Below are 21,946 nucleotides of genomic sequence, written 5' to 3'. Positions count from 1 at the left end.
ATGCGGGACGGCAGCCCCCTGTGAAGGACCCTGGGCAACAACGCCGTCGCACCACTCGTCTACCCGGGACGGGACACATATTGCTACCCACATACACACAGGGCTGACCTATGCCGATCTTTCCAGACGGCGCAGCCCGTTCAATAGTCGCGCACGACCGCTCGCTCGACCTCTTCGCCAACCGCTTCGAGCTGACCCGCCACGTCGTCACCCTCGTCAACGACGACTCATCCCCCGAGCGGATCCTCTACCTGTACGGCCTCGGCGGCAACGGCAAGTCGCTACTCCTCCGCCACCTGGAGAAACGCGCCTGCCTATACACGGACCGCTGGCCGGACATCAGCGACATCCCCGACACCGAACTGCTCGACCGCCTCGCCGAGCACGGCCAACAGGTGCCGGTGGCCAGGATCGACTTCGGCGCCCGGCCAGCCGGCGAGAACCGGCCGCAGGAGGCGTTCTCGGCGCTGTTCATGCTCAAGCGCCAACTCGCCCAGCACCGAATCGCCACCCCGCGCTTCGACTTCGCCGCCATCACCTACCTGCACAAGCTGGGCTTCGACATCGCCCACCGCATCCCCGAGCTGTTCCCCCGCAGCGAGGTGGACATCGCGCTCGACATCGCCGACGCCGTACTGTCGCTCCCGATCCTGCGCGTCGGCCACCAGCTCCTTCAGCTGCTCAACTCGCGCATGGACGAGACCTTCACCCGCCGCCGCATGCGACGCCGCCTCTCCCGAGAGGACGCCGACCACATCCTGACCCTGGTCCCCGAGCCGGACCTCTTGGACGAGCTGCCACGGTTGTTCGCCCGAGACCTCAACGACGCCACCGCCGACCATCCCAAAATCGTCCTGCTCTTCGACACCCACGAGGCGTTCTTCGGCGAGGCCATCGGCGACGCGGACAGCCTCATCCACGCCGACAAGCTGATGCGCGACGAGTGGCTACGCTGCCTGCTCGGCCACCTCGACCTGGGCGCCGGAATCGTCGCCATCGTGGCAGGCCGCACCCGCCCACCCTGGCCGAACGCACCCGTCTACCCCATCCCCGAGCAGTACATCGATCACCGCCTGGTCGGCCACCTCACCACCGCCGACGCGACGCAGTACCTCACCCTCGCCGGCATCACCGACCCCGCCATGCGCGCGGCCCTCGTCACCTACGCCTCCACCACCCCGAACGAGGTCCACCCCTACTTCCTCGGCCTCTGCGCGGACGTGGCCCTGGCCGCCGGCCCCCGCCTCAGCCCCGGCGACTTCTCGACGCTGATCGACAAGGAACGCGACCTCGCCCGCCGGCTGCTCCAATGGACGCCCGCCGAAGCCGAGTACGGCATCATCGCCGTGAGCGCCTGCCGCTCCTTCACTGCCGACACCTTCAACCACCTCGGCCAAGCACTCGACTTCCCGTCCGACCGCAGCGCCTTCGCCAAGCTCACCGCCTACTCCTTCATCTCACCGATCCGAGGCGGCACGGCCAGCGGCACGGGCGCGTACACCATGCACTCCATCCTGCGGCGCTCCCTGCAACGCGTCCGCCCGGACGAGGTACGCAAGGCCCACGAAGTGCTGGCCAGGCACTACGGCGAACGCCAGGAGTTCACCGCCGAGCTGGAAGCGACCTACCACCTGAGCCACCTCGACTCCGGCGAAGGAGTAGCAGCCTGGGCCGCGCTCATGGACCGCAGCCTCGCCACCGGCCGCTTCGACCGCTGCCGCGCTCTGGCCACCCTCCTCAGCGACCTGCGCATCGATTCCGACGAGGACAAAGGCCGCTGCCTGTACCGGGTGGCCCGCGCCCATCTCGGCCTCGGCAACTGGGCCCAGGCCGAAGCCCTGATCAACGGTCTCCCCTTCAGTTCAGCGCACGCCGTCCTGGTACGCGCCGAGGTCGCCTTCTGCCGAGGCGACTTCGACCACGCCGAACACCTGGCCCACGCGGCCCTGGCACTCACCGGCGAGGACGCGCGCGAAGGCTTCCTGTTCCGGCTGGCCGAGATCGAGCTGTACCGAGGGCGCTTCGCGGACGGCCGCAGGAACGCCACGGAAGGCATGAGCATCTCCACCGACCAAGCACCGTGGCTCAAGCTCCTCGGCGAGATCGAATACTTCTCAGGCAACGTAGAGCGAGCGAACACGCTGATCAGCCAGGCCCTAACGGACGTCGCCGCCCGCCCCGTCCACCAGCGCGACCAGGCCCTGTACGCCGGCCTGCTCCAAGACGCGGCACTCGTCGCCGAAGCCACCGGCACCTGGCAGACCGCCCTCGACAGCCAGACCGAAGCCCTCGCCATCCGCAAGGCATCAGAGGACGCCCGCGGCATCGCCCAATCCCTGCACGGCCTCGGCAAGGCCCGATGCGGCCTCGGCCAGATGCGGGAAGCCGCACAAACACTCGCCGAAGCCGGCCGCATGGCCCGCGACCTCGGCGACGGCCTCCTCGCCGCGAAGGTCACCCACAGCGAAGCCGACGTCCGCCGAGCCGAAGGTGACGAGACGGCCGCATGGGAGCTGACCGTACAGGCGTTGCAGGAGTTCGAGCACCACGGCACCCCCTATGACGTGGCCTCCGCTTGCCTCTCCCTGGCTCGCCTCGCCCCAAAGGGCCGGAAACACGTCCAGTACGCCGACCGCGGCCGCCACGCCATCGCCTGGGGCGGCTTCGACGTCCTCACCCAGCTCTTCCCGGACCAGACGGTCCCGCCCGCGCAACGCATCCTCAACGGCCTCACCGGCTTCTGCTGCGGAGACGCCCTCGGCGTCCCGTGGGAGGGCAAACCACCTCAGGACATCCACCTCACCGACACGATCGCCGCCCGAGGAGACTGGCCGCTCGGCAGCACGTCCGACGACACCGAACAACTCATCCTGCTCGCCAGGAACCTCATCGACACCGGCGGCTCAGAGGTGGCCTTCCTTCAGGCCCTGGCCGAAGCCCTGCCGACCATGCGCGGTGCCGGCCCCACCACACGCAGAGCGGTGGAACGCTTCACGACCACCGGCGAAGCGACAGCCGAGGGCGGGGCAACCAACGGCGCCATGATGCGCGTGCTCCCCATCGGCTGGGCCATGCCCGCCACGAAAGCCGACCGCCGCCGCGACCTGGCCGTACGCATGACGAAGACCACCCACGCCGACCCGCACGCCATCGCCACCGCCTGCGCAGTGGCGGCCATGGGATCGTGGGCGCTGGAGGGCTGCCCCGCCGAGGACCTCATCGCCGTTGCCTGCGAAGAGCTGAATCATTTCGCGATCCCCATCCCCACAAGCTGGGTGCCCAGCCCAGGCGGGGTGTCGCTGGACGTCATGGACACCTTGGGGGCGATCCTCCACGTACTGCACCTTCACGACGAACCGGTAGAAGCCATGCGGTATGCGGTCAGCATCGGTGGGGACACTGACACCGTGGCTGCAATCATCGGAGGCATCCTGAACTGCCGCCAGGACACGGCGGACATCCCCTGGACACCGCAAGTCGCGCTCCCCCCAGAGCTGAACACCCTCGCCGAAGGACTGCGCGCCATGCGGCAGGCCGCGTATGGCTGACTTCTGGATCATCGGCCCCATCGCCTGGGACCTGGCCCTGTACGTCGATCACATCCCGCCCAGCGGCCATTTCGTCCAGGCCAGTGAAAGCGTCGAACGCCCCGGCGGCACCGGCGCCAACGTCGCCGTCGCGCTGAGCCAGGCCGGAGGCCGCGTCCACATGGTGGGCTACATCGGCGACGACACCCCGGGCCGGAACATGACGGCGACCCTCACGGCGGCCGGGGTCAACGTCGACCATGTCCAGGTCCTGCCAGGGCACACGTCCTCAGTCGTCCTGCTCATCGAACCCGACGGCGAACGGACGATCATCGGCATCCATCCCGACCTGTTGCACACCATCGCGATCCCGGTCGATGAGGTCGCCCCCGGAGACATCGTCTACTTCGCCGCCTGGCACGCCCCCTTCACCGCCCCAGCCCAGACGATGGCAGCCGCAGGAGCTCTGGTCACCAGCGTCCCGCCGGGCACAACACCCGCCATGCGCTACCTGATCGGATCCCGCAACGACTTCTCCACGATCCCCGAGGACGCCACCGCCGTCGTGACCGAGGGGGCCGAGGGCGTCACCGTCCACTCATCAGGCGAGCGCACCCACTACCCGGCCATTCCCACGGAGGCGGTGGACGTCACGGGAGCAGGCGACGCCTTCGCCGCCGGCTTCCTCTGGGAACTCGCCCAAGGACGGACCCTCGCGGAGGGCGTAAAGCTGGGCCTCACCTGGGCCGCAACGACCGTACAGACGAAGTCGTCCATGCCCCACACGGACCTATAGCTATCCCAGCAGAGCGTGGCACACCTGGTTGCGGATCCGGTGCTCAGGGCGGCCCGGCGGGAACAGCGCATCGCATCTATCGGCGTACGGCGAGACTTCCCGCGGCTCGCGGTGAACGTGCCGGCGTTCCTCCGCACGCTTGGGACGAGGCACCGGTGCCTTCCGTTCGACGTGGCTGCTCACGGGAGGCGGGACCGGACGTGGCACAACCGGTGCTGCACGTCGTCGGCGCTTCCTGTCGTTCTGCTCCGCCTTGTGACGCGGCTTGGGCTTTGCCGAGGGCGGCGGCGTTCGAGGCGCCAGGCTGGAAGGCGTGAAGCTTGGAGACGGCGAGGGAGAAGGGGCTATCGCCTCAGCCTCAGCCCGGGGCGTCGGCATTGCGACGACCGTCGTACGCGGCACGGAGCTGTTGGCATGCCACGAGATCGACCAGACGCCGACGCTGATGCTCCCGAGCAGCCCGGCGACGATCGCGAACCGCGGCAGCCGGAGACGCCGGCCACGAGGAGCGGGCGGGACCGGGGTCGCGTATCGTCTCCAGCCGAGCGAGTCGGACGCGGCGGCAGGCCGACGCCGGTCGCGCATCGGCAGACCGTACGGCGGGCGCCCCACGCGGCGCGGCTCTTCGGAGAGGTTCTGATCGCTGTTCATGGTCCTCCTCTCGCGGCCCGTGCATGCCAGAGTGGCGCAACGTCACGGGCTCCAGCGGGAATGACTCGGGTGTCGAAGGTCAAGGCCCCGGCCAGGCCGGGGCCAAACCTGTTGAGAACGGGATCAGCCGCCCAGAGCGTCGTTGATCCTGCCGTTCATCTGGTCCTGCTGCCCGTCCATGCACTTGGCATAGACCCGAAGAAGGACATCGACGCTATGGCCCGCACGCTTGGCGACCTCGACGGCCGGGACGCCCGCGTTGAGCCAGAGCGAGACGGCCGCGTGGCGCAGGTCGTACGGGCGGGCGGCGAGCGACGAGGCGACCTGCTCCGGCGTAAGGGCCAGCTTCCGTGCCTCCTGCCAGACGTAAGAGTGCGCGGAGCTGGAGTAGACGCCGCCGGTGCTCGTACGGAAGATGCGCCCGTCGCGAGCAGTCCCGTACTTCGCGATGTGCTCGCGCAGCAGCGCGACGAGGACGGGCGGGATCGGGATCTCGCGTGTCTCCCTGTCGGCGCGGTGCTTGAGACCGCGGGACTCGTGAGTCTCACCGGAGTTCGTCCACCGCTTGATGCCCTGCGGCCGGGCTTTCTCCAGCACGATCAGCCCCCATCCCTCCTCGGGCAGCGTGCAGTTCCGCACCCGCAGATCGGCCGCCTCCTCAGGCCGGAGCGCCGCGTAGTAGATGCAGGCGAACAGCGCCTTGAGCCTCGGTCCTCGCTTGCGACCGACCTTGGGCACGGCCTCCAGGAGCAGCCGAGCCTGAGCGGGATTGACGACCGTCCGAGGATCGACGGACGTGACCGCCTTCGGCACCGACCACTTGATGCCGTCGAGCGGGTTGGTACCGAACACCTTCTGCTCCACCGCGTGCTCCAGCAGGTGATGCAGGACAGCACGCTTACGGCGCACGGTGTTCGCCCCAGCCGGAGTACCGGCGAACGTGACCGAGATGGCATCGAGCGCCGTACGCAGCACGTCCGCCTCCCCCAGCGCCGTCAGGGGCAACGACGCCCCTTCCAGCCAGCGCAACGCCACGGCTTGCGACGGGTTCAGCACGACGCGCCTGCCCTCCGGCAGGAGAGCGTGAATGCGCAGCACCTCGCGCAGCGCCTCGGCGGCGGGGCGGCGAGGAGCGTCCTCGACCAGGGCGGGGATCAGCGTGAGGAGCGCGTACGCGTCCGTCTCGCGGGTCCTGGCCGCCGAGGAGTTCCAGCGCCGCAAGACGTACGCCTGCCCGAACTCCAGGAACGACGGCCCCTCCGGTTCAGCCTCCACCATCGACACCGGAAGCCCGGTCGCGACATCGAACTCCTCCCCCGCCTTCATCGCCTGCCGCAGGTCCGACAGGAAGGCGTTGGCCAGCCCTCTGGTGCGAAAGCTCTTGGACTTCCCCTTGCCGGCCACCCGCCAGCGCGCGATGAACGCGTTGGCACGCTGCTGCACCTGGCCGAGCTTCACGTCGTACGTGGTCTTCACTTGCCCTCCCGCCGGGCGTCGAGCCAGGTCATGAGGTCGCTCCGCCAGACGCGGAGTTCGTGATTGGGAAGCTGGACGCACACCGGCGCCCGGCCCAGCTCCCGCCAGCGGTAGAAGGTGCGGCGGGAGACTCCGCCGAGTTCGGCGCAGACTTCCGGGACAGTCATCAGCTGGTCGGATCTGGTCATCGAGGACCACCGCCAGCGCTCGGAACGGGAACGCCGGTCAGCGCCGCCGCGAGGAGCTGCTCACCCAGCGACAGCCCCTGCCCGGCGTACTGCCAGTGCGCGACGACCAGGACGGTGTCCTCGTCGAAGAGCGGCAGGCGGCCAGTGGCGATCTCCTCGGTACGCCGGTGTTCCTCGCGGGCGGCCCGCAGCGCGCCCAGGGTGGTGGAGTACCGGCGGCTCTTCGTGGAGAAGTGGCCGCGGAAGCCGAGCATGTGAGCCCAGTGGGTGAGCCGGAGATCGGCCAGCCCGGGTTCACTGCCCAGCCGCATGCAGGCGGCGATCAGGCGCCGCGCGTGATCACGTACGGGAAGGGCCTCCAGGTCGTCGAGAGGTTGGATGCGGCGGTCCAGGGTGCCGACGCATTCGGCCGCCTTGGTCGCGTACTTGGCGATGTAGGCGGCCACGGCCTGTTCGGTGAGATCGCCGTCCATGGTGATGCGTCGGACGTCGAGCTGCGTACCCCAGCGAAAGGTCCGGCTCAGTGGCTTGACCTCCGCCGTCACCACGTCCGCCGCATGCCGGACGGCCTCTTCGAGCGTGTCGGCCATCGCCCAGGTCGGCGGCGGTGAGTCGGGTCCGTCCGGACCGTCGAGGCGGATGACGGCGTGGAAGTGGACGACGCCACGACGCTGGTACTCGGCGACCTTGGCGAACGCGATGCCGACGTGCTCGCGCAACGCCTTGACGGTCAGCCCGTTGAGCCGAGCGAACCTGCGGCGCAGAGCGAGCGTGAAACGCCTCCACAGCTCAGGACTGATCGCGTTGAACAGCACCGAGCCGTCGTAGTCGTAGCAGTCCGGGCAGAGCGGCTCACCGAGGCTGGGATCGTCGGCGCGGTGCCGCTTCGTGCAGGACATCGTCCGCCCGTGCGGGCAGACCTCGGCGTCGCGGCGGGCGTGGCAGGGCAGGACCTTTCCGTTCTTCTCCCGCCGTGTGTGGACCGTTCCGAAAGATGGCGCGGTCAGGGTGACGAACAGGCATGGGTGCGTGCTGACCGTTTCCGGCACGCCCTTGCCGCCGACGAGGCCGGCCCGGATGAGCTGGTACGTGTCCGCCCGGTAGACCTCGGCGCAGGCCGGGCAGCGAGAGGCGCGGCGGGTCTTGCAGGCCACGCGCAGGACGCCGTTCGGCTCGTGCCGCGTGCTGTAGCGGTGGAGCAGCCGGCCGGTGGCCCGGTCGTAGTGCTCGACCTTGCCGCGCAGGTGGATGGGTTGACGGCAGCCGCCGGTGCGCTTGATCTGGCAGGCCCAGCGGTTGTGTTCGGGGTCGTGAAGCCGGGAGATCATCCCGGCGATGGCGTGTGGGTGGTGCAAGATGGAATCCGTCCTGTCCGGATGCGATCTGGATCGGGATGGCCCCTCACCTGGCGCGGAACTTGGCGGTTGTGTGGCCAGGTGAGGGGTTCTTCGGCTATGCGCCGTGGTTGTCGATGCCGGTGCCGTGGCAGTCACGGCAGGTCTGGTCGTCGTAGAGGCCGGTGCCGTTGCAGGTGCAGCAGCCGCCCTGCTCTGGAGTCATGTGTCACTGGTCCTTGCGCGGGCTGATGGTCAGGTAGAGCCGGTAGTGCCGCGCCCGGTGCCGGGCGGGGTAGGCGCGCGACATGGAGGTGACGGTGAAGAGCTGGCGGAGGTGGATCATGCCGAGGGCGAGTTCGGCGCGGCTGCCTTCGAGGCGGATGCGCATGGTGGTGTCTCCTTACGGGTTGTCGATCTTGATGGAGTCGCGGTAGCTGTCGATGGCGGCGTAGCGGGCGCGAGCGGCGGCGAGGATGGCGGTGAACTCGTAGCGGACCGGCCCGAACTCGATGGCCGTCTGGTAGTGGCCGTAGGGCAGCTGCTCTGGGTCGATTCCGCTGCCGAGCAGGGCGGCGATCTTGTCGACCTCGGCGCACATCTCGTCGTCCGGTCCCTTGGCGGGGAAGGCGTAGGCGATGACCGGCGAGACCGGCATGGGCAGCTTCGGGTTGGCCTTGAGGAGGCCGGCCAGGGCGATGAGACCGGCGATGAGAGCGTCTCGCTCGTACTGCATGGTGATGGGCCTTTCAGGTGGTGTGCAGGGTGTGGAGCAGGTCGGTGGCGAGCTGGTCGGACACGCCCAGGCGAGCGCGTAGTGCGTCCCGGGTGATCGGCTTGCCGTGCTTGGTGTGGTGCTCGTCGGCGACCCGGCGGGCGAAGTCGACGAGTGCCGGGGACGGTCCGGGCCGTTCGTCCTGGCCGGTGTCGAGAGCGGGACGGTCGGGCGCGGGGACGGCGGGACGAGGTTCAGACAGCTCCGTCTCAGCGGCGCCGGCTGGCGGTGCGACCCCAGCGCTCGACGCCCGGCGTTCGAGCATCGAGACGGCGACGAGGAAGGCGGCCGGTGGTGTCGCGGCGGTGATCCAGCCCCACACGGTCGGGTCGGCTTGCTGGAGGTTGGCGGCGAGGGACAGGACGATTCCTCCACTCAGGACGAGGACGGGCCACGAGATCGGGCCACGCCGAGTGCGGCCGGTCTTCTTGTCGCGCTGGCGTTCGCGGGCGGCCATGACACAGGTCAGGTCGATGCAGACGGCCACGGCCCAGGCCATCCAGCCGGACTGGCCGTGTTCGCGGGCGGTGTCGCGAATATGGGTGAAGGAGCCCGCCCCGGCGATGAGGGCCAGGACCAGGACGGGGCCGGTGTCGATGAGCCAGCGGGCCAGGCATCGCATCGGTCTCACGCCTTTCGCGGGTCCGGGATGGAGTCGAGGAAGTCGGCGAGATCGGCGTCGCTCATCCGCGCGGCGTGGCCGGAGATGAGGTCCTCCCAGGACGGGGCCAGCCCGGCGTACGCGGTGGCCGCGTGTTCTGCGGCCTGCTCGCTGACGTAGAAGGAGCGGGCGCGGTACCACTGGCCGTCCTGCGAGGCGACGATCGCGACGCCCGGTGTCTCGGCGGGGATGGCCCGTGCCGAGGCGAGGGCGGCGGGGTCGAGGTCTCCGAGGGTCATGGTGGCGGTCTCGGGATCGTTGACCCGGTGACAGATCCGGCCGGAGCACTGGGCGCGCAGCGCGGTGACGCCGGGACCGAGGTCGGAGCCGATGCGCTGGCCGGAGCAGAACAGGTAGATCCCGAAGGCCCGCCCGAGTTGGGCGACCCGCAGGAGCGCGGTGGAGGTCTTGGCGATCTCGTCCTTCTCGCTCTTGTCGGCCATCAGGTACAGCTCGGCCAGCTCGTCCACCAGGACCACGACGGGCGTCGGACGCTGCTCGTCCGGCAGTTGCCAGATGTTGCGGGCGCCGGCCTCGCGGCACACGGCCATGCGGCTGGTCATGAGGCCGACGAGGTCGTCGAGGAGGGCGACGGATTCGGTGCGGGTGGTGGCCAGCGCCGAGAGCCGCGGCTCGTACGGCGTGAGCTCCACCCCGCCCTTGAGGTCGAAGCCGACCAGGGCGACCGGTTGCGGCGCGAGGCCCTGCACCAGGACGTTCGCGAGGTTGGACTTGCCGGACTGCGTGGCACCGGCGTTGAGGTAGTGCGGGACGGTTTTGAAGTCGATCACCCACGGCCCGCCGGTCTCCAGCCTGCCCACGGTGACCTTGAGCAGTTCGGGCGAGGTGGGCACGGTATCGACCCGGACGAGCGGATCCCGCACCGTGGCCGCCAGGACGACACGCCCGGGGCGGGGCGAGGAGACGCGGACGGCGTGCACGCCCCAGGAGTGCGCGAGGCGTTCGGCGGCGTCGGCGAAGTCGCCCGGGATCTGGCCTTCGAGGGTGTGCAGGGTGACCCGCCACCCGTAGCGGGTCGGCATGGGCAGCCACATGAACGGCCTGGTGTCCACGGCGACGCGCTGGAACCTGCGCCTGACCCGTACGACGCCGGTCGAGGAGACCAGCCCCGGCACGGTGGTGAACCAGAAGCGCTGCCGCTTCTTCGTCAGCCCGCAGCCGAGAGCGACCTTGCGCCAGGTGGCCCACACGCTGAGCGCGGTGAGCGGGAAGGCGACGACCAGCCAGTACGACCGGTAGTACCAGCGGCGCCAGGCCCAGAGCCCGGCCGCCGTGGCGGCCAGGACTCCGAGCAACAGGAGGTGCGTGTCAGACACGGAGGGGCTCCCCCGTGTCGGCGGGCAGGAGCGCCTCGGCGCGGTAGGAGATGCCCCACCGCCCGGCGATCTCCCACACGTAGCCGACCAGGCCGGTCGGGTTGACCTGCTGGCCCGCTGTGATGGGAGGTTCGCCGGAGGTGCCGATACGGACGAGTTCGATCCGGCCGAACTCATCCTCGACCGACACGGTCACCTCGTACACGGTGTTGCCGTGCTTGTCGGTCTTGATCTCGCCCGTGTCCTTGTTGAGGAGCCGCGGCTTGGGCGCCTTCACGCAGGTGATCACGAGCTTGGTGGTGTCGACAGGGATAGGGATAGTGCGCATGAGAGCTGGTCTCCTTGGACGACGATGTTCTATATACAAAGATACCTAGGTATCTAGCTCTCGAAACCGAGTTGGCCGGTCGGAGTTCCAAGTTTCCCTAGAGATTGCCCAGAGACCTAGGCATCTAGAACCGCTACTGTGGAGGTATGGCAACCACCGACCGGCGCCGGCCATACCTGAGGATCGCCGAGGACATCAGGCGCGACATCGCATCAGGCCGGTACGCGGTCGGCGAGCGCCTCCCGGTGGCCCGCGAACTGGCAGACCGGTACGGCGTCGCCATGATGACCATCGGCAACGCCCTGGCCGTCCTCCGCGACGAAGGACTCATCGAGACCCGTCAGGGCGCCGGCAGCTTCGTCAGCCGTACACCCGACGACGACACCACCGCCGGCACCACCCCGGACGGGCACAGCGAAGAGTTCCGCATCATCTCCGAGCAGCTGCGCGAGATTCGCGAGCATGTGGAGAGCCTGACGATCAGGTTGGACGAGTTGGACGCTCGGACGCGTCCAGATCAAGACGAGAAGTGATCCTGCTCGCGTGACGCTGAAGCTCGATCAGGTCGGCCGCGATCTTCGCCAGTTCACGCAGCAGGACCTGTCGTTCTATCTCACTTAGACCCACGAGTTACTACCCCGTTCGTGAAGGCAGGCCACCGAAGCGACCCCGGGTTACCTGACGGGTGGAGAGCGACCTCGCCAACCAGCTGGTAAGCCACGCCGGCGAGGCTGAGCGTTGAGACGATGAGCCCCATGTCGAGAACGTGGCCGCCGATCGTCGCGGCGGGTGTGGTCCGGGAAGGCCGCTGGATGCCGGGCCCGTCGATCGGCGGCTCCCCCGTTACCGCCGAGATCTCCTCCGGCCGGGCACGAGGAAGCATCACTCGCCGCCCTTGAGACCGCCCTCTTCTACGTGGGTGAGCGTCGCGGATCGCGCCGTACGCATCTCCGCTGTCATGAGTGAGTACGCCACGCGACCTCGCCGGTCGGCGTACAGCTTCGCCACCGCCTCGGCTCTGGCCCGCAGCTGGGCGAACGACGGCGGGAGGGGTGTTACCGGCTCCGCCTTCGAGGTGAGGTTGACTGTCGTGGATGCGCTCCACCGGTCACCGCCCGGCGACGAGGCGGAACGTGCTCGTTCGGCCGTAGCCTTGTCCCGCACCGCCGGGACCAGTCGGTCCTTCATGCTCGGGTCGAGCATCCCGGACCTTCTTCTCGCAGCTCGACAACCGCGGGGACGCACGGACGTGAGAACAGCGAGGACAGGACCTTGTAGGGCCAATCGCAACTCCTTGCCGCGAACTTGTGGACTCGCCAGAGTAACGGTTCAGCTACTTTGCGCGTTCCCTGGTTTTCGCAGCTCAGAGGCCCGGCCACGGGATCAGAAGGGGAAGCCCGCCGCCCGCGAATGCACCCGAACCCTGCCATTGCCGACACTCTTCCTCGCCGACGCGTGGCGACGGATCGCGCATATCGCCGCAAAGCCCCAGCGGCTGCAGCGCTACTGTGATTCACATCACATCGTGCGAGCGAGGATCCCGTTACGCGGCCTTCGTCGTCACCTGGCTTCGCCGGTCATGAGCTGCTGCCAGAGAAGCTGCGCCTGAGGGACGCTTACCCATGGACTATCCATGACGACCGTCGCTGACCCCGTACGGTCGTAGCGCCGCACGAACCCCAGCCCGCCGGCTACGCACTGCTCGAAAACCACCGGCAGGCAATCGCAGGTGTGAGCACGAACACGGACGCTGCGCACCCGCTTCTGCTTCCGTTCCCAGCGCACTGGGAACGCATCTGGGCGAGTCGGACCAAAGTGCGCGCTGTGATACTCACCGAATGCGGCCACCAGGCCACCGCCCTTCGCGCCATGCCCATGGCCACGCTCGTCGAGACGCGCCGCCAAGAGCCACGGTTGCCGGAAGGGCGTTGGTGAGCGAGCAGCGGACGTCAGCCGCGTAGCGCGCCCTCGATAGGCCATGCAGAGAGCGCGGGAGAAGCCCCACCCGGAGGGGCTCTCGACCGTCGCTCACCAACGCCATGCCGATCAACCTAACTTAGCCTGTCCCATGCTGTCTATAGAATTCTCGACCATGCCTGTTCTATGCCGATAGGTCCACTGCTACGTAAGGTCTGCCTGTGATCGAATGGGACCCCAGGCTCTACAAGTGGGAGCAGATAGCGAACGTCGTCGCAGAGCGCATCAACGACGGCACTTACCCGCCGCTCACCTTGATCTCCGAGGTGAAGCTTCAGGAGGAGTTCGACGTCGCCCGCGTCACCGTACGGAAGGCGATGGAGGACCTCAGGGGCCGGGGGTTGATCACGACCAAGCCCGGCAAGGGCTCCATAGTCGCGCCACAGTAGATCGCCCGCACCTCTCGTGATGTCAGGTGCGCGTCTCGACCGTACGGTTCGGCGTCTCCCGCCCCACCATACGTAAGGCTATGAAGCGCTTGAGAGCCGCGGACAAGATCTACACCGTCCCCAAGCTCGGCAGCTTCGTCAACGCCCACGGCCAGGCCGGCGGCAGCACCCACGCCGACACTTGCAAGGCCTAAACAGCGGCGAAGCAGCCGAGAAACGACCACACCTGGAACCACGACCCGCCACATCGACTACCACGGCGACCGGAAGCACCGCCGGCTCTGTCGAAGAACCGCAGGTCAGTGCCATAGGACGACTGACTGCAAGATCACTCGATGAGTACTTTCTCTACGACTTCAAGGGCAGCCCGCCTGCGGCGGCCTGCCGCGCATGCGGGCGGTCACGGGCCGCGCTGCGGCTCTTCGGCCGGTCGCGGCCCGTACCGCCCACGCGCTAGCTCACGGCGAAGCGGATAGCGATACAAACGCCTATCGAATAGCGCAAGGTTGATGAAGCCGGACACTTGCTCTCCGCTCGATACTCAAGGAAACCCATGACACCTCCACGAGATCAACCAAGCGAGCTAGAACGACAGCTCATGCTAATCGGCCCCCAGCGTCAATCAGAATCGCTATTTGCAGCCCGAGCACGGTTCCATCAATCTTGGTACCGGTATTATGTGTTGGGGCTAGAACGTTACGGACGAACTTCTGGAGCGAATAACGGTTGCCCTCTTGGAAGCATCCTTGCCCCAGAGGATTCTCAGGCGGGAAAAAACTTTATCTCAGATCACAGCCAGCAGCTCTATCTTGAGAGGCGACAAAACGGATGGGGGGTAGACCCGGTCCGCTGCACAAGTTACCTGACATCAAGCCAGGCGATGACCATAAACATTCTTGGGTCGATGGCGGCGCACCAAGATTGGATGACTAGAGTATACGCCATCCTGCTCAAGAAGCCGATCAAACGCATCATAGATACACAGATTGAGTACGCGCCAAAGCAACGGATTCAGCTTCTAGGAGATCGCACAATCCTCGATGCATGGATAATTGTAGAGACTAACACCGACATTATGCCGATCTCCATGGAGGTCAAGTATATTGACCGCTTCAACAGCCGGTACATTGACCCGGCTCTACGTCCCAAGTATATTGCACTGGCCGACCGGTCAAATCTTTGGAATCCTACAAATCCGCTATTCAGAAGCCGACGCGTAAATCAACTACTTCGATGCCATGCACTTGGGGCGGCCATTGCATATGACCGCAGTCCTGGACATGGCCCCCCGCTCATGATCCTAATTCATCATCCGGACGATCAGGCAGCAAAGGATGTCCTTGACGGCTATCGTCAGCTTCTCCGCGATGAACTCCTCCTCCTCTCTATCCCTCTCGACACCTTATTCAAGGCCATGAAAGATAGCGCCGCCGAGGCAGAGCAACACCGAATTGCAGACGAGCTGCGCTTGCGCTATATCGGCTACACTGCAAGTCAGGTCTTATGGAACGAATACCGCTCCTACGTAAAACAAATCTAGGATCGAATATACGATACATCGCAGTTTAGCAAGGGGAATCACAGGCTCGGACTAGGCGGAGTTCCTAGTATAAGCACGTCAACTGCTCGGGCAAGCAGGCCTGTAGGTCCGATCACGACATTCCAGGCTGCTTGCCACGTTGCCTCACTGACCAGATCACGGTGAGCCGCTGGAATTCGGTATCGCCTATTCATATTCGCCAAGTCCTGCATGAGCTGTTGTGCAGTGGCATGTACGACATTCATCCTATTCAGTTGAGCCAGGATGGCCTGATGAAGCTCCTCATTACCGTTGTTCAACGCTTTTAGAGTCGCATGTATAACCTGCCCGAGCGTCTTGTATCCATTACCCAGCTGAGTGTTATGTGCAATAGCAGGACCAAATATATAGTCATGGAGAATATTTTCCGCGCTTGCACAGATTCCTATCACAGGGCCTGAAAAATCAGCGGCTGGATCGAGCGAGAACCCCACATGCTCCGATGTAGCGAGCATGGTCTGGATCTCGCTTGTTAGTACAGTCCAACGTCCCTTACCTATGACCGTCTCTAGCCTACGTTTTGAAGCGTCAAGCAAGCTCTTCGGCATTGCGGCAGCCAAGGCTTGCAACTCAAGGGACCGCGCCCTTACCTGTACTTCGGCTGAGGCTTCTGAGTCGTTGTCGGCGATCGGTTCTTTGCCAACAGAAGCAAGAAGAGGTGGGATATCCAGGAGGCCGAGAAGCATCGTTGCAACTGGCCCAATGGCACTGCGCGATTGGATGGGTCTAGCGGGATTTAGCGCAACCGCATGGAGGGCGCCTGACGCTCCATGCCTTTCGTAGGAATAGCTCGGAAGCTCACCTTCGGCCGCCGTAGTGTGGTAAAGAATCGCACCACGAGGTGATGACATCAAGGAATGGTTGCTCAGGTAGCCCAGCACTTTATAGAGCTCCTCCGTGGGAGGACCACCTCTTTGTCGTAGCTTAGGATCAATGATCGCCATGTGTTCTGTACCATCAGAACGCTTAGTCGCATGGGCCACGATGTCAGGAATGCCGCCCAAGGAGCGTTGATTATCTTCTCGACGGCGCCATTCGGGCTTGTGTCCTGAGGATATGCTTGATATAGAGCGCTGAAAATGGAGGGTAAGGGTACCAGCTGGACGTTCCCACTTGTAAGCGGCATCGCCGCTGCGCCAGCTCAGGTGCACTGTCGGCATATTGACACACAACTGGCGGGAGACCTCCTGAGCAAGAGTATGGAGGCACCACAATTCGAACAGTTTAGTATCAAATCGATCTCCATAGAAAGACCAATCCAAGTCGCCCGATTCTGCCGCTGGTTGTCCTTCGAGTGATCGCTCTATCCAGTTCACAAGCTCACGGTATGGTGTGGCATTCGCAATTTCACGACGCCGCAACCGAGACTTTGCTGCTGCGATGAGAGCATGCTCATCTTGGCGCCGCCTAACTTCGTCAGCTTTACGAATACAGCCTGCAAGCCACGGAAGACGGAGAAGTTCGTCTAGCGCACGCGTCCTGCGGCCGTATTCCTGTGCTTCTGGCGCAGTGGCCGGCGCAACGCTGGATTGATACGAACTATGTAGCTCCCTAAGCAGCCAAAGAGCCGCGTACGCAACAAGAACGTTCTCCGCTGTCTCCTGCGCTCGCTCAACATGGATGACAGGATAGATCGGAGCCTCTGCTACAGCTCCGAAACTCGTCGTGTAGCGATTGACATCTAGTTGACCCGTTATCGCGCCCACTGACTCAAGTGACGTCAACTGATAGCGAAAGGTGGGTCGCTCAGATATCCGGGAAAGAATGATTTCAAGGCGTGCCGCAGCGGCAAGAGCAACGCGGAGCCGCAAGCCCGCTAGGAGTTCGTGGAGCAACGATCCGCTCACCGCTTTGCCCAGCGTTGGAGATACAGTGAGTGGTTGTTCCCCGGAAGTGAAATAGAGACCCAGCAGAGGCAACGTCGCGGCAATTGCAGCCTTACGGCCTACAGCGCTTAGGGCGCCTCCTCTAGCCTCGGTTTCATCTAGAGTCTCACCATCAGTATCGAGATCAAGCCAAGCACCTGACATTGCTGCGCCTCACCTCAACTAGTCAGCTAAGGGTGTGAGGGTTGAAGAGATGGCGAAGCGCATCGTGTGCCGCAACCAGGCTGTGCTCCTCGAATAGCACACTGAATGACTCGAACTGGGCATCGTCCATAAAGCTCATCTGTGGGACCAATAGATCTGCGAGTGCAAAATCAAGAGCCTCACGTTGTTCGTCAGGATTATTTGCGACCGACTGAAGCTGAACGGTTCTGAGCACGTCCACGATTTGAGCGGTGCCCACAGGCCATCCTGCACCACTGTTTGGCTTCCGAAGATGGTCTACCACGCTTTGAAGTATTTGAAGTTCTGCGTCCAGCTTTGAGCGCAGATCCTCAGCTACGGGTAGCGTCAGAGCAGATCCATACGTCCTGTCCAGCGATGCGTAGGCGCCCGCGAATGCACTTTCTAGCTCTGAGCTAATAGGGACCTGCTCCGTCCCCGTGACCTTTGGTACGCCTATATGAATAAACTGGAATCTTCTAGTCAGCCCTTGAGAGATTCGGTTGACAAACGACGTATCAAGGTCATTCATCGCGCCGATAATGCGAAACCGGGCAGGAACCCACAGTTTACCCCGACCCGGAGTTGTCTCAAACCATAGGTCGATGGGTGTATCATGCAGATGTTCTGGATCGCACGAAGAGAGCATCGTGTAAAGCGAACCGATTGCTTTATCAATGTCTGCTCGATTGAACTCATCGATGAATAGCCAGGCTGCCTGAAGATCCCCAGTCGACGTTGAAGCAACGCTATTGAGGTCGAAGAGAGCTGGATCATCTCTATCTACTTCCGCAGCTTCGGCATTCGCCGCATCGCGCACTATCTCGGCGCACGACAGAGCTGCTTGTGCCACCTTTCCGTAGGAAGGAGACAAGCCGCCGGCTGCATTAGGGCGGAGTCCACCCACCACGTGGTAGGGCGACCAGTCACTGGTGGCGGTTGATTCAATGAGTTGAGCCCGGAATCCTCGTGCCAGTGCGCGTGCCAGAGTAGTTTTTCCCGTTCCCGGAGGACCCTGTAGTATGAGGTGGCCCAATAGAAGCGCCGTCACACACCGCCGAACGAGCCGGGCCGCGTCTGGAAGTTCAATATTCCGGCGCTCCAGGTCAGCCAATACTTCCTCGGCTATGGCCTGCGGGTTAGGATTTCTGAGGGTGTAGACGCAGACATCCCGCGTCCATTCCAGATCGTCATCTAGCACAGTTGCCGCCGTTGCCTGAGCTAGCACAGTCTCCGGCACTGAGGTCACGGGTGCCTTCACACCAAGTCTCGCTAGGATCTCTTCGTTCGTCGGGAGCGTGACTGAGAGTGGTCGCTGGAGGGAGGCTATTTCTGCGGGGATATCGCTGGTGTAGACGGCATCTAAGTCGGTGCCGTCTAGAGGGAATTCATCATCGAACCAGTCCAGAAGATCGCTAATCTCTGTCACGTCTTCTTTGCGCCCCAACCAAGCGGCAAGGCAAATCTTGGGAACCTTGGGGCGTTCAGCTCCAAGAACAATCCCTGCATCGGATTTAAGACCGAAGTGCGTTCGCTTGTTAGTCTGTGGATTCACCTTGTCCGAGAAGATCGCGCGTCCCAGAGCGTCTCGGGTGCGCTTCGCTTGAAGGGTAGACCCAGAGTAGTCTCGCCTCACCATTTGGGGAGGCTGATTCCAGACTGCCAGAAACGGCTTGCTGCCCTCGCCGACTTTGAAGGCATTAAGGATATCATTTTCTTCTCGGGAGCCGAACTTTTGTAGATCAGTAGGCGCTATGCCTGATCTACGTGCTCCACGAAGCAGTGCTGGGATGCTGATGACCGCAAGGGGATCACGATCCCTGAGCCCGTCGGCTGCTGCGGCGAGTAGGTCGATGCTCGGGTAGGGCACCCATGCGATACTAGTGGATCACGACTCCGTCGTGGGAATCCTGTCCGGTTCTGCCCTCAGAACTTCCGTGATGTGTTGGCAGAATTCCTCACTGAGTTCGATACCTACGGCGTCTCGTCCCATGTCGAGGGCTACCGACATGGTAGTTCCCCCTCCTACAAATGGATCAAGGACGGTACCGCCCTCGGGACACCCCACATCGATGCATCTCCTGACGAGTGCTCGCGGATAGGGAGCGTAGTGAGTACCCCTCGCGATGGAGTTACGCTCCGGCTCAATGAACCAGACATCCTCCTCTCGATGCTCCTTCTCGGTACCTTCGTCCACAATCAGGCCATCACGGTAGAAGTCGTACTTAACACTCTTGGTCAGCAGGAAGACCAGCTCATACTGACGCCAGGGCCTGTCCTTTGCGGTGGGCTCGGGGATGCTCGTCTTGCGAACCCAGGTGATCGCGCTCCGCAGGATCCATCCATCAGCTTGCAGCGCAAGGGCAACCCGCCATGGGATGCCGATCAGTGATTTGCGTGGCAAGCCAAGACCGGGCCCATCTACCGCTCGAAGCCTCGACATACGACGTCGTCGATGCTTGTCATCTTGGCCGTGAGGTCTACCCTTGGCGTTGTAGTACGTGTCGCCTAGATTGAGAAAGACCGTACCTCTCGGCTTCAGCGCTGGTCGTAGCGCCGCGAAGGTCCTGACTAGGTTGTCAACGTAGCCCGCTATGGTGTCTTCCATACCAAACTGGCCATCGACTTCATAGTCTCGCTGCCAGTAGTAGGGCGGAGACGTGATAACGCAGTCAATGGATTCTTTGTCCAGTTGAGGCAGCACATCAACGCAGTCACCTTGATACAGAGACCAAGTTCTACCGTGCAGCTCCCCGGCAGCGTGGAGAGCCGAAGGCCCTACATTGCTGGCTGCTTCGCTCACTTTTCGGTCTCCCAACCTAGTCGCGCTATCTTGCCCGGGCAAGTGTAAGAGATTTCCGACGGTGCTTGCTACCCAAACGCGCGATCAGTCCAGAAGACAGCTCCAAACGAGCCCGTTACGATCTCCTCATGGATGAGGCGGAGTTCATCGCCGGAGCTGCGGAGGTCGGTTGGGTTCTCGGCGTGGAGGCGAACACCGTCAACGCCTGGCGCATGCGCCAAGTCGGCTTCCCTGAACCGGTTGTTCAACTGAAGGCCGGGGCGATTTGGGACATCCGCGAAGTGATCGCATGGGCCGACCGGACGGGTCGTACTGTCGAGCATCGAGAGTACACCGCACCCACACCCGCATCGAAGACAACCCCCTAGCAGGGGGACTGTCTCGCACCAGTCGTATCTCACGCTGACGACCGTACGCGTAGGCACCGACAGTCCTGAGGTACTACCGTATGCGCCCTGATCTTGAGTAAGCGTTGCCGTAGTTCAATGCCTCAAGGCTGCCGCGCCGCTTCCGGTGCTCGGGCCTAGCGGCCCTGTGCTCCGGGTCGGCTTGCCACCGGATGACGCGAGTTGCCCGCCGTACGAACTGGGGACATACGGGGGATGATCACACAAGCAATACGGGCCGGCAACCACGTTTCCCCAGGTGAACCTGCATCTCCCTGCCCTTCAACACGCACTCTCCTAAAGCGGGTGCCGCAGGTTCGAATCCTGCCGGGGGCACTCACCTAGATCGGCATTTCAGGCGCCTGACCTGCGGTTTCACAGCCGCAGGTCTTTTGTATGGCAGGCCTCGATAGGCAACTGACAGTGCCCGTACGTAGCCGTACGTCCATGATCAGGGGACATATGAGGGATGATCTTGGCGACGTTCCCCCAGGCCAGGGCCCAAATTTCGGCCATTCCAACCTCCAGCGACCCGCTCCAACCGCCTGGGCGATGCGACCAGCGCCAGCGTTGATCATGCCAAGTACGTGCGCAGATCAGAGCGGTCGGTGGTCAATTCTGCGCTTGCCACCCACGATCATCCTCGACAGCATCGACGGTCCTGCCCGCTGACCTCTAACTGATCGTGGCCGCCCCTGGCCAGAGCGGCCAGGATCGACCATCCACTGATAGTGAAAAGGCGCCGTATGAGTCCCTCCGACGCCACGCGGCGCGCGCCCGTACAGCGGCCTACGGGCCGTGAGCGGCGGTACGAGATCACGGACCTCGCCGCCCCAACCGGCCCGATCCCGGACGTCCTCTAGGCAAGGCGAAACTCGAACCATTCGGCGACGTCCCCCGCCGCTACGAGGTTCGTCGAAGAACCGCACCGACAGGACGTTGTCCATCAAAATCCACGTTCTGTGCGTCCCCGAGTGAGCCCGGGGCCGGCGAGGGCCGCCAGTCGCGCCTCGTCCCAGGTGACGTCCGGATCGGGTTCGAGGGAGGCGACTGCGAGGGCGGCGACGGCCAGGCCGAACAGCGACCAGCCGGCGGCGGCACTCGCCGTGGTTGGGTTGGCGGGCACGCGCCGATCGAGCGGGCCGGGGTCGGACAACAGCGTCATGAGCGCCAGGCCGCGCAGGCCAGCGTCGTCGCAGGAGGGTCCCGGCCACGATCAGGCTGGGGCCGCCGATCAGCGAGATGACACTCACCCCACGGGCGGGAAACAGGGGTTGGCGGTCCACATTAGCAGCGGTGTTGGCGGCCCGGCTTCACCCAGGCTATGACGATCTTCCATCTCGGGTCACCCCCACGCGGGGATGGTCTCGCAGCCGGCAGCGTCCCCAGAGGGTCAGCTTGCGGCGTCGCCGAGAGCATTGGTAGTCAGGGGCGCGGTGCCGTGAAGGCCCGGTTCCCCATCCCCCTTTCAATTCCGTACGTGCGGTTTTCCCGCATACGGCTTACCGATGATCTTCTTGACATGGTTACGCCGCCTTCGGATAGCGGATCGTGCCACGCAGGCGATGCAGGCCATGCCCGTTGAACCACTCCTCAGTCCATTGCGCCGTCTGACCGGCCCGCAGATTGCGTCCCCGCTTCTTGATCATCAAGCGACGCAGACGCCACACCACGTAGTTGTCGATCTGGCG

The 21,946-nt window shown here is 64.4% G+C and carries 19 protein-coding genes; 6 read left to right on the top strand and 13 right to left on the bottom strand.

Annotated elements, in window-relative coordinates:
• The first annotated feature begins 110 nt into the window (after positions 1-110).
• Together ABZW11_RS14310 and ABZW11_RS14305 are read left to right on the top strand one after the other, a co-directional pair.
• Entirely contained in the window at positions 111-3,548 is a 3,438-nt protein-coding gene (locus ABZW11_RS14310; RefSeq protein WP_355416304.1) for an ADP-ribosylglycohydrolase family protein, read from the top strand.
• The gene (locus tag ABZW11_RS14305) at positions 3,541-4,323 is read left to right on the top strand and encodes a PfkB family carbohydrate kinase (RefSeq protein ID WP_355416301.1); all 783 of its coding nucleotides are present in this window, start codon (positions 3,541-3,543) and stop codon (positions 4,321-4,323) included. Before ABZW11_RS14310 ends, ABZW11_RS14305 begins: the two co-directional genes overlap by 8 nt.
• Before the next feature lie 774 nt (positions 4,324-5,097).
• On the opposite strand, the gene ABZW11_RS14300 is transcribed toward ABZW11_RS14305, so the two are convergent.
• From ABZW11_RS14300 to ABZW11_RS14265, 8 genes are all read right to left on the bottom strand, one after another.
• Positions 5,098-6,450 carry a tyrosine-type recombinase/integrase gene (locus tag ABZW11_RS14300; protein ID WP_355416298.1) on the bottom strand — a complete coding sequence of 451 codons (1,353 nt, stop codon included), beginning with the start codon at positions 6,448-6,450 and terminating at the stop codon, positions 5,098-5,100.
• Positions 6,447-6,617: a helix-turn-helix domain-containing protein gene (locus tag ABZW11_RS14295; protein WP_355416295.1), complete on the bottom strand. Its 171-nt coding sequence runs from the start codon at positions 6,615-6,617 to the stop codon at positions 6,447-6,449. Before ABZW11_RS14295 ends, ABZW11_RS14300 begins: the two co-directional genes overlap by 4 nt.
• A 17-nt stretch (positions 6,618-6,634) precedes the next feature.
• Positions 6,635-7,966, bottom strand: a complete 1,332-nt coding sequence (locus tag ABZW11_RS14290) for a replication initiator (RefSeq protein WP_355416292.1) — start codon at positions 7,964-7,966, stop codon at positions 6,635-6,637.
• A gap of 235 nt (positions 7,967-8,201) precedes the next feature.
• Positions 8,202-8,363 carry a hypothetical protein gene (locus ABZW11_RS14285; RefSeq protein WP_345390576.1) on the bottom strand — a complete coding sequence of 54 codons (162 nt, stop codon included), beginning with the start codon at positions 8,361-8,363 and terminating at the stop codon, positions 8,202-8,204.
• Between the two features lie 12 nt (positions 8,364-8,375).
• On the bottom strand, positions 8,376-8,708 hold the full coding sequence (locus ABZW11_RS14280) for a hypothetical protein (RefSeq protein WP_355416289.1): 333 nt from the start codon (positions 8,706-8,708) through the stop codon (positions 8,376-8,378).
• 13 nt (positions 8,709-8,721) lie between these two features.
• A complete protein-coding gene (locus ABZW11_RS14275) occupies positions 8,722-9,369 on the bottom strand; it encodes a DUF2637 domain-containing protein (RefSeq protein WP_355416675.1) in 648 nt (215 codons plus the stop codon).
• A 5-nt stretch (positions 9,370-9,374) separates the two neighbouring features.
• Positions 9,375-10,745 carry an FtsK/SpoIIIE domain-containing protein gene (locus tag ABZW11_RS14270; RefSeq protein WP_355416286.1) on the bottom strand — a complete coding sequence of 457 codons (1,371 nt, stop codon included), beginning with the start codon at positions 10,743-10,745 and terminating at the stop codon, positions 9,375-9,377.
• Positions 10,738-11,073, bottom strand: coding sequence for a hypothetical protein (locus ABZW11_RS14265; RefSeq protein ID WP_355416284.1), 336 nt, complete (start codon positions 11,071-11,073; stop codon positions 10,738-10,740). The genes ABZW11_RS14270 and ABZW11_RS14265 overlap by 8 nt, the downstream gene beginning before the upstream one ends.
• Before the next feature lie 146 nt (positions 11,074-11,219).
• On the opposite strand from ABZW11_RS14265, the gene ABZW11_RS14260 reads away from it, so the two are divergent.
• Positions 11,220-11,606: a GntR family transcriptional regulator gene (locus tag ABZW11_RS14260; protein ID WP_355416282.1), complete on the top strand. Its 387-nt coding sequence runs from the start codon at positions 11,220-11,222 to the stop codon at positions 11,604-11,606.
• Between the two features lie 349 nt (positions 11,607-11,955).
• Here ABZW11_RS14260 and ABZW11_RS14255 read toward each other — a convergent pair whose 3' ends face one another.
• Positions 11,956-12,261, bottom strand: coding sequence for a hypothetical protein (locus ABZW11_RS14255; protein WP_355416280.1), 306 nt, complete (start codon positions 12,259-12,261; stop codon positions 11,956-11,958).
• Between the two features lie 950 nt (positions 12,262-13,211).
• Here ABZW11_RS14255 and ABZW11_RS14250 point away from each other — a divergent pair.
• A complete protein-coding gene (locus ABZW11_RS14250; RefSeq protein WP_355416278.1) occupies positions 13,212-13,439 on the top strand; it encodes a winged helix-turn-helix domain-containing protein in 228 nt (75 codons plus the stop codon).
• Positions 13,440-13,992: 553 nt separating this feature from the next.
• Complete coding sequence (locus ABZW11_RS14245; RefSeq protein ID WP_355416276.1) at positions 13,993-14,979, top strand: hypothetical protein; 987 nt, start codon at positions 13,993-13,995, stop codon at positions 14,977-14,979.
• 38 nt (positions 14,980-15,017) lie between these two features.
• On the opposite strand, the gene ABZW11_RS14240 is transcribed toward ABZW11_RS14245, so the two are convergent.
• The 3 genes from ABZW11_RS14240 to ABZW11_RS14230 are packed head-to-tail and all read right to left on the bottom strand — an operon-like array spanning position 15,018 to position 19,770.
• Entirely contained in the window at positions 15,018-17,048 is a 2,031-nt protein-coding gene (locus ABZW11_RS14240) for a hypothetical protein (protein WP_355416274.1), read from the bottom strand.
• Positions 17,049-17,070: 22 nt separating this feature from the next.
• Positions 17,071-18,936 (bottom strand): AAA family ATPase, encoded by a 1,866-nt coding sequence (locus ABZW11_RS14235; protein WP_355416272.1) that lies wholly within the window; start codon positions 18,934-18,936, stop codon positions 17,071-17,073.
• A gap of 18 nt (positions 18,937-18,954) precedes the next feature.
• Positions 18,955-19,770 carry a site-specific DNA-methyltransferase gene (locus ABZW11_RS14230; RefSeq protein WP_355416270.1) on the bottom strand — a complete coding sequence of 272 codons (816 nt, stop codon included), beginning with the start codon at positions 19,768-19,770 and terminating at the stop codon, positions 18,955-18,957.
• A gap of 227 nt (positions 19,771-19,997) precedes the next feature.
• On the opposite strand from ABZW11_RS14230, the gene ABZW11_RS14225 reads away from it, so the two are divergent.
• On the top strand, positions 19,998-20,237 hold the full coding sequence (locus ABZW11_RS14225) for a hypothetical protein (protein ID WP_355416268.1): 240 nt from the start codon (positions 19,998-20,000) through the stop codon (positions 20,235-20,237).
• A gap of 964 nt (positions 20,238-21,201) precedes the next feature.
• Here ABZW11_RS14225 and ABZW11_RS14220 read toward each other — a convergent pair.
• Entirely contained in the window at positions 21,202-21,420 is a 219-nt protein-coding gene (locus ABZW11_RS14220) for a hypothetical protein (RefSeq protein WP_355416267.1), read from the bottom strand.
• Between the last annotated feature and the right edge of the window lie 526 nt (positions 21,421-21,946).

The sequence above is a fragment of the Nonomuraea sp. NPDC004580 genome (assembly GCF_040609855.1).
GTDB lineage: Bacteria > Actinomycetota > Actinomycetes > Streptosporangiales > Streptosporangiaceae > Nonomuraea > Nonomuraea salmonea.
This window is presented reverse-complemented; position numbering and strand designations above follow the sequence as displayed.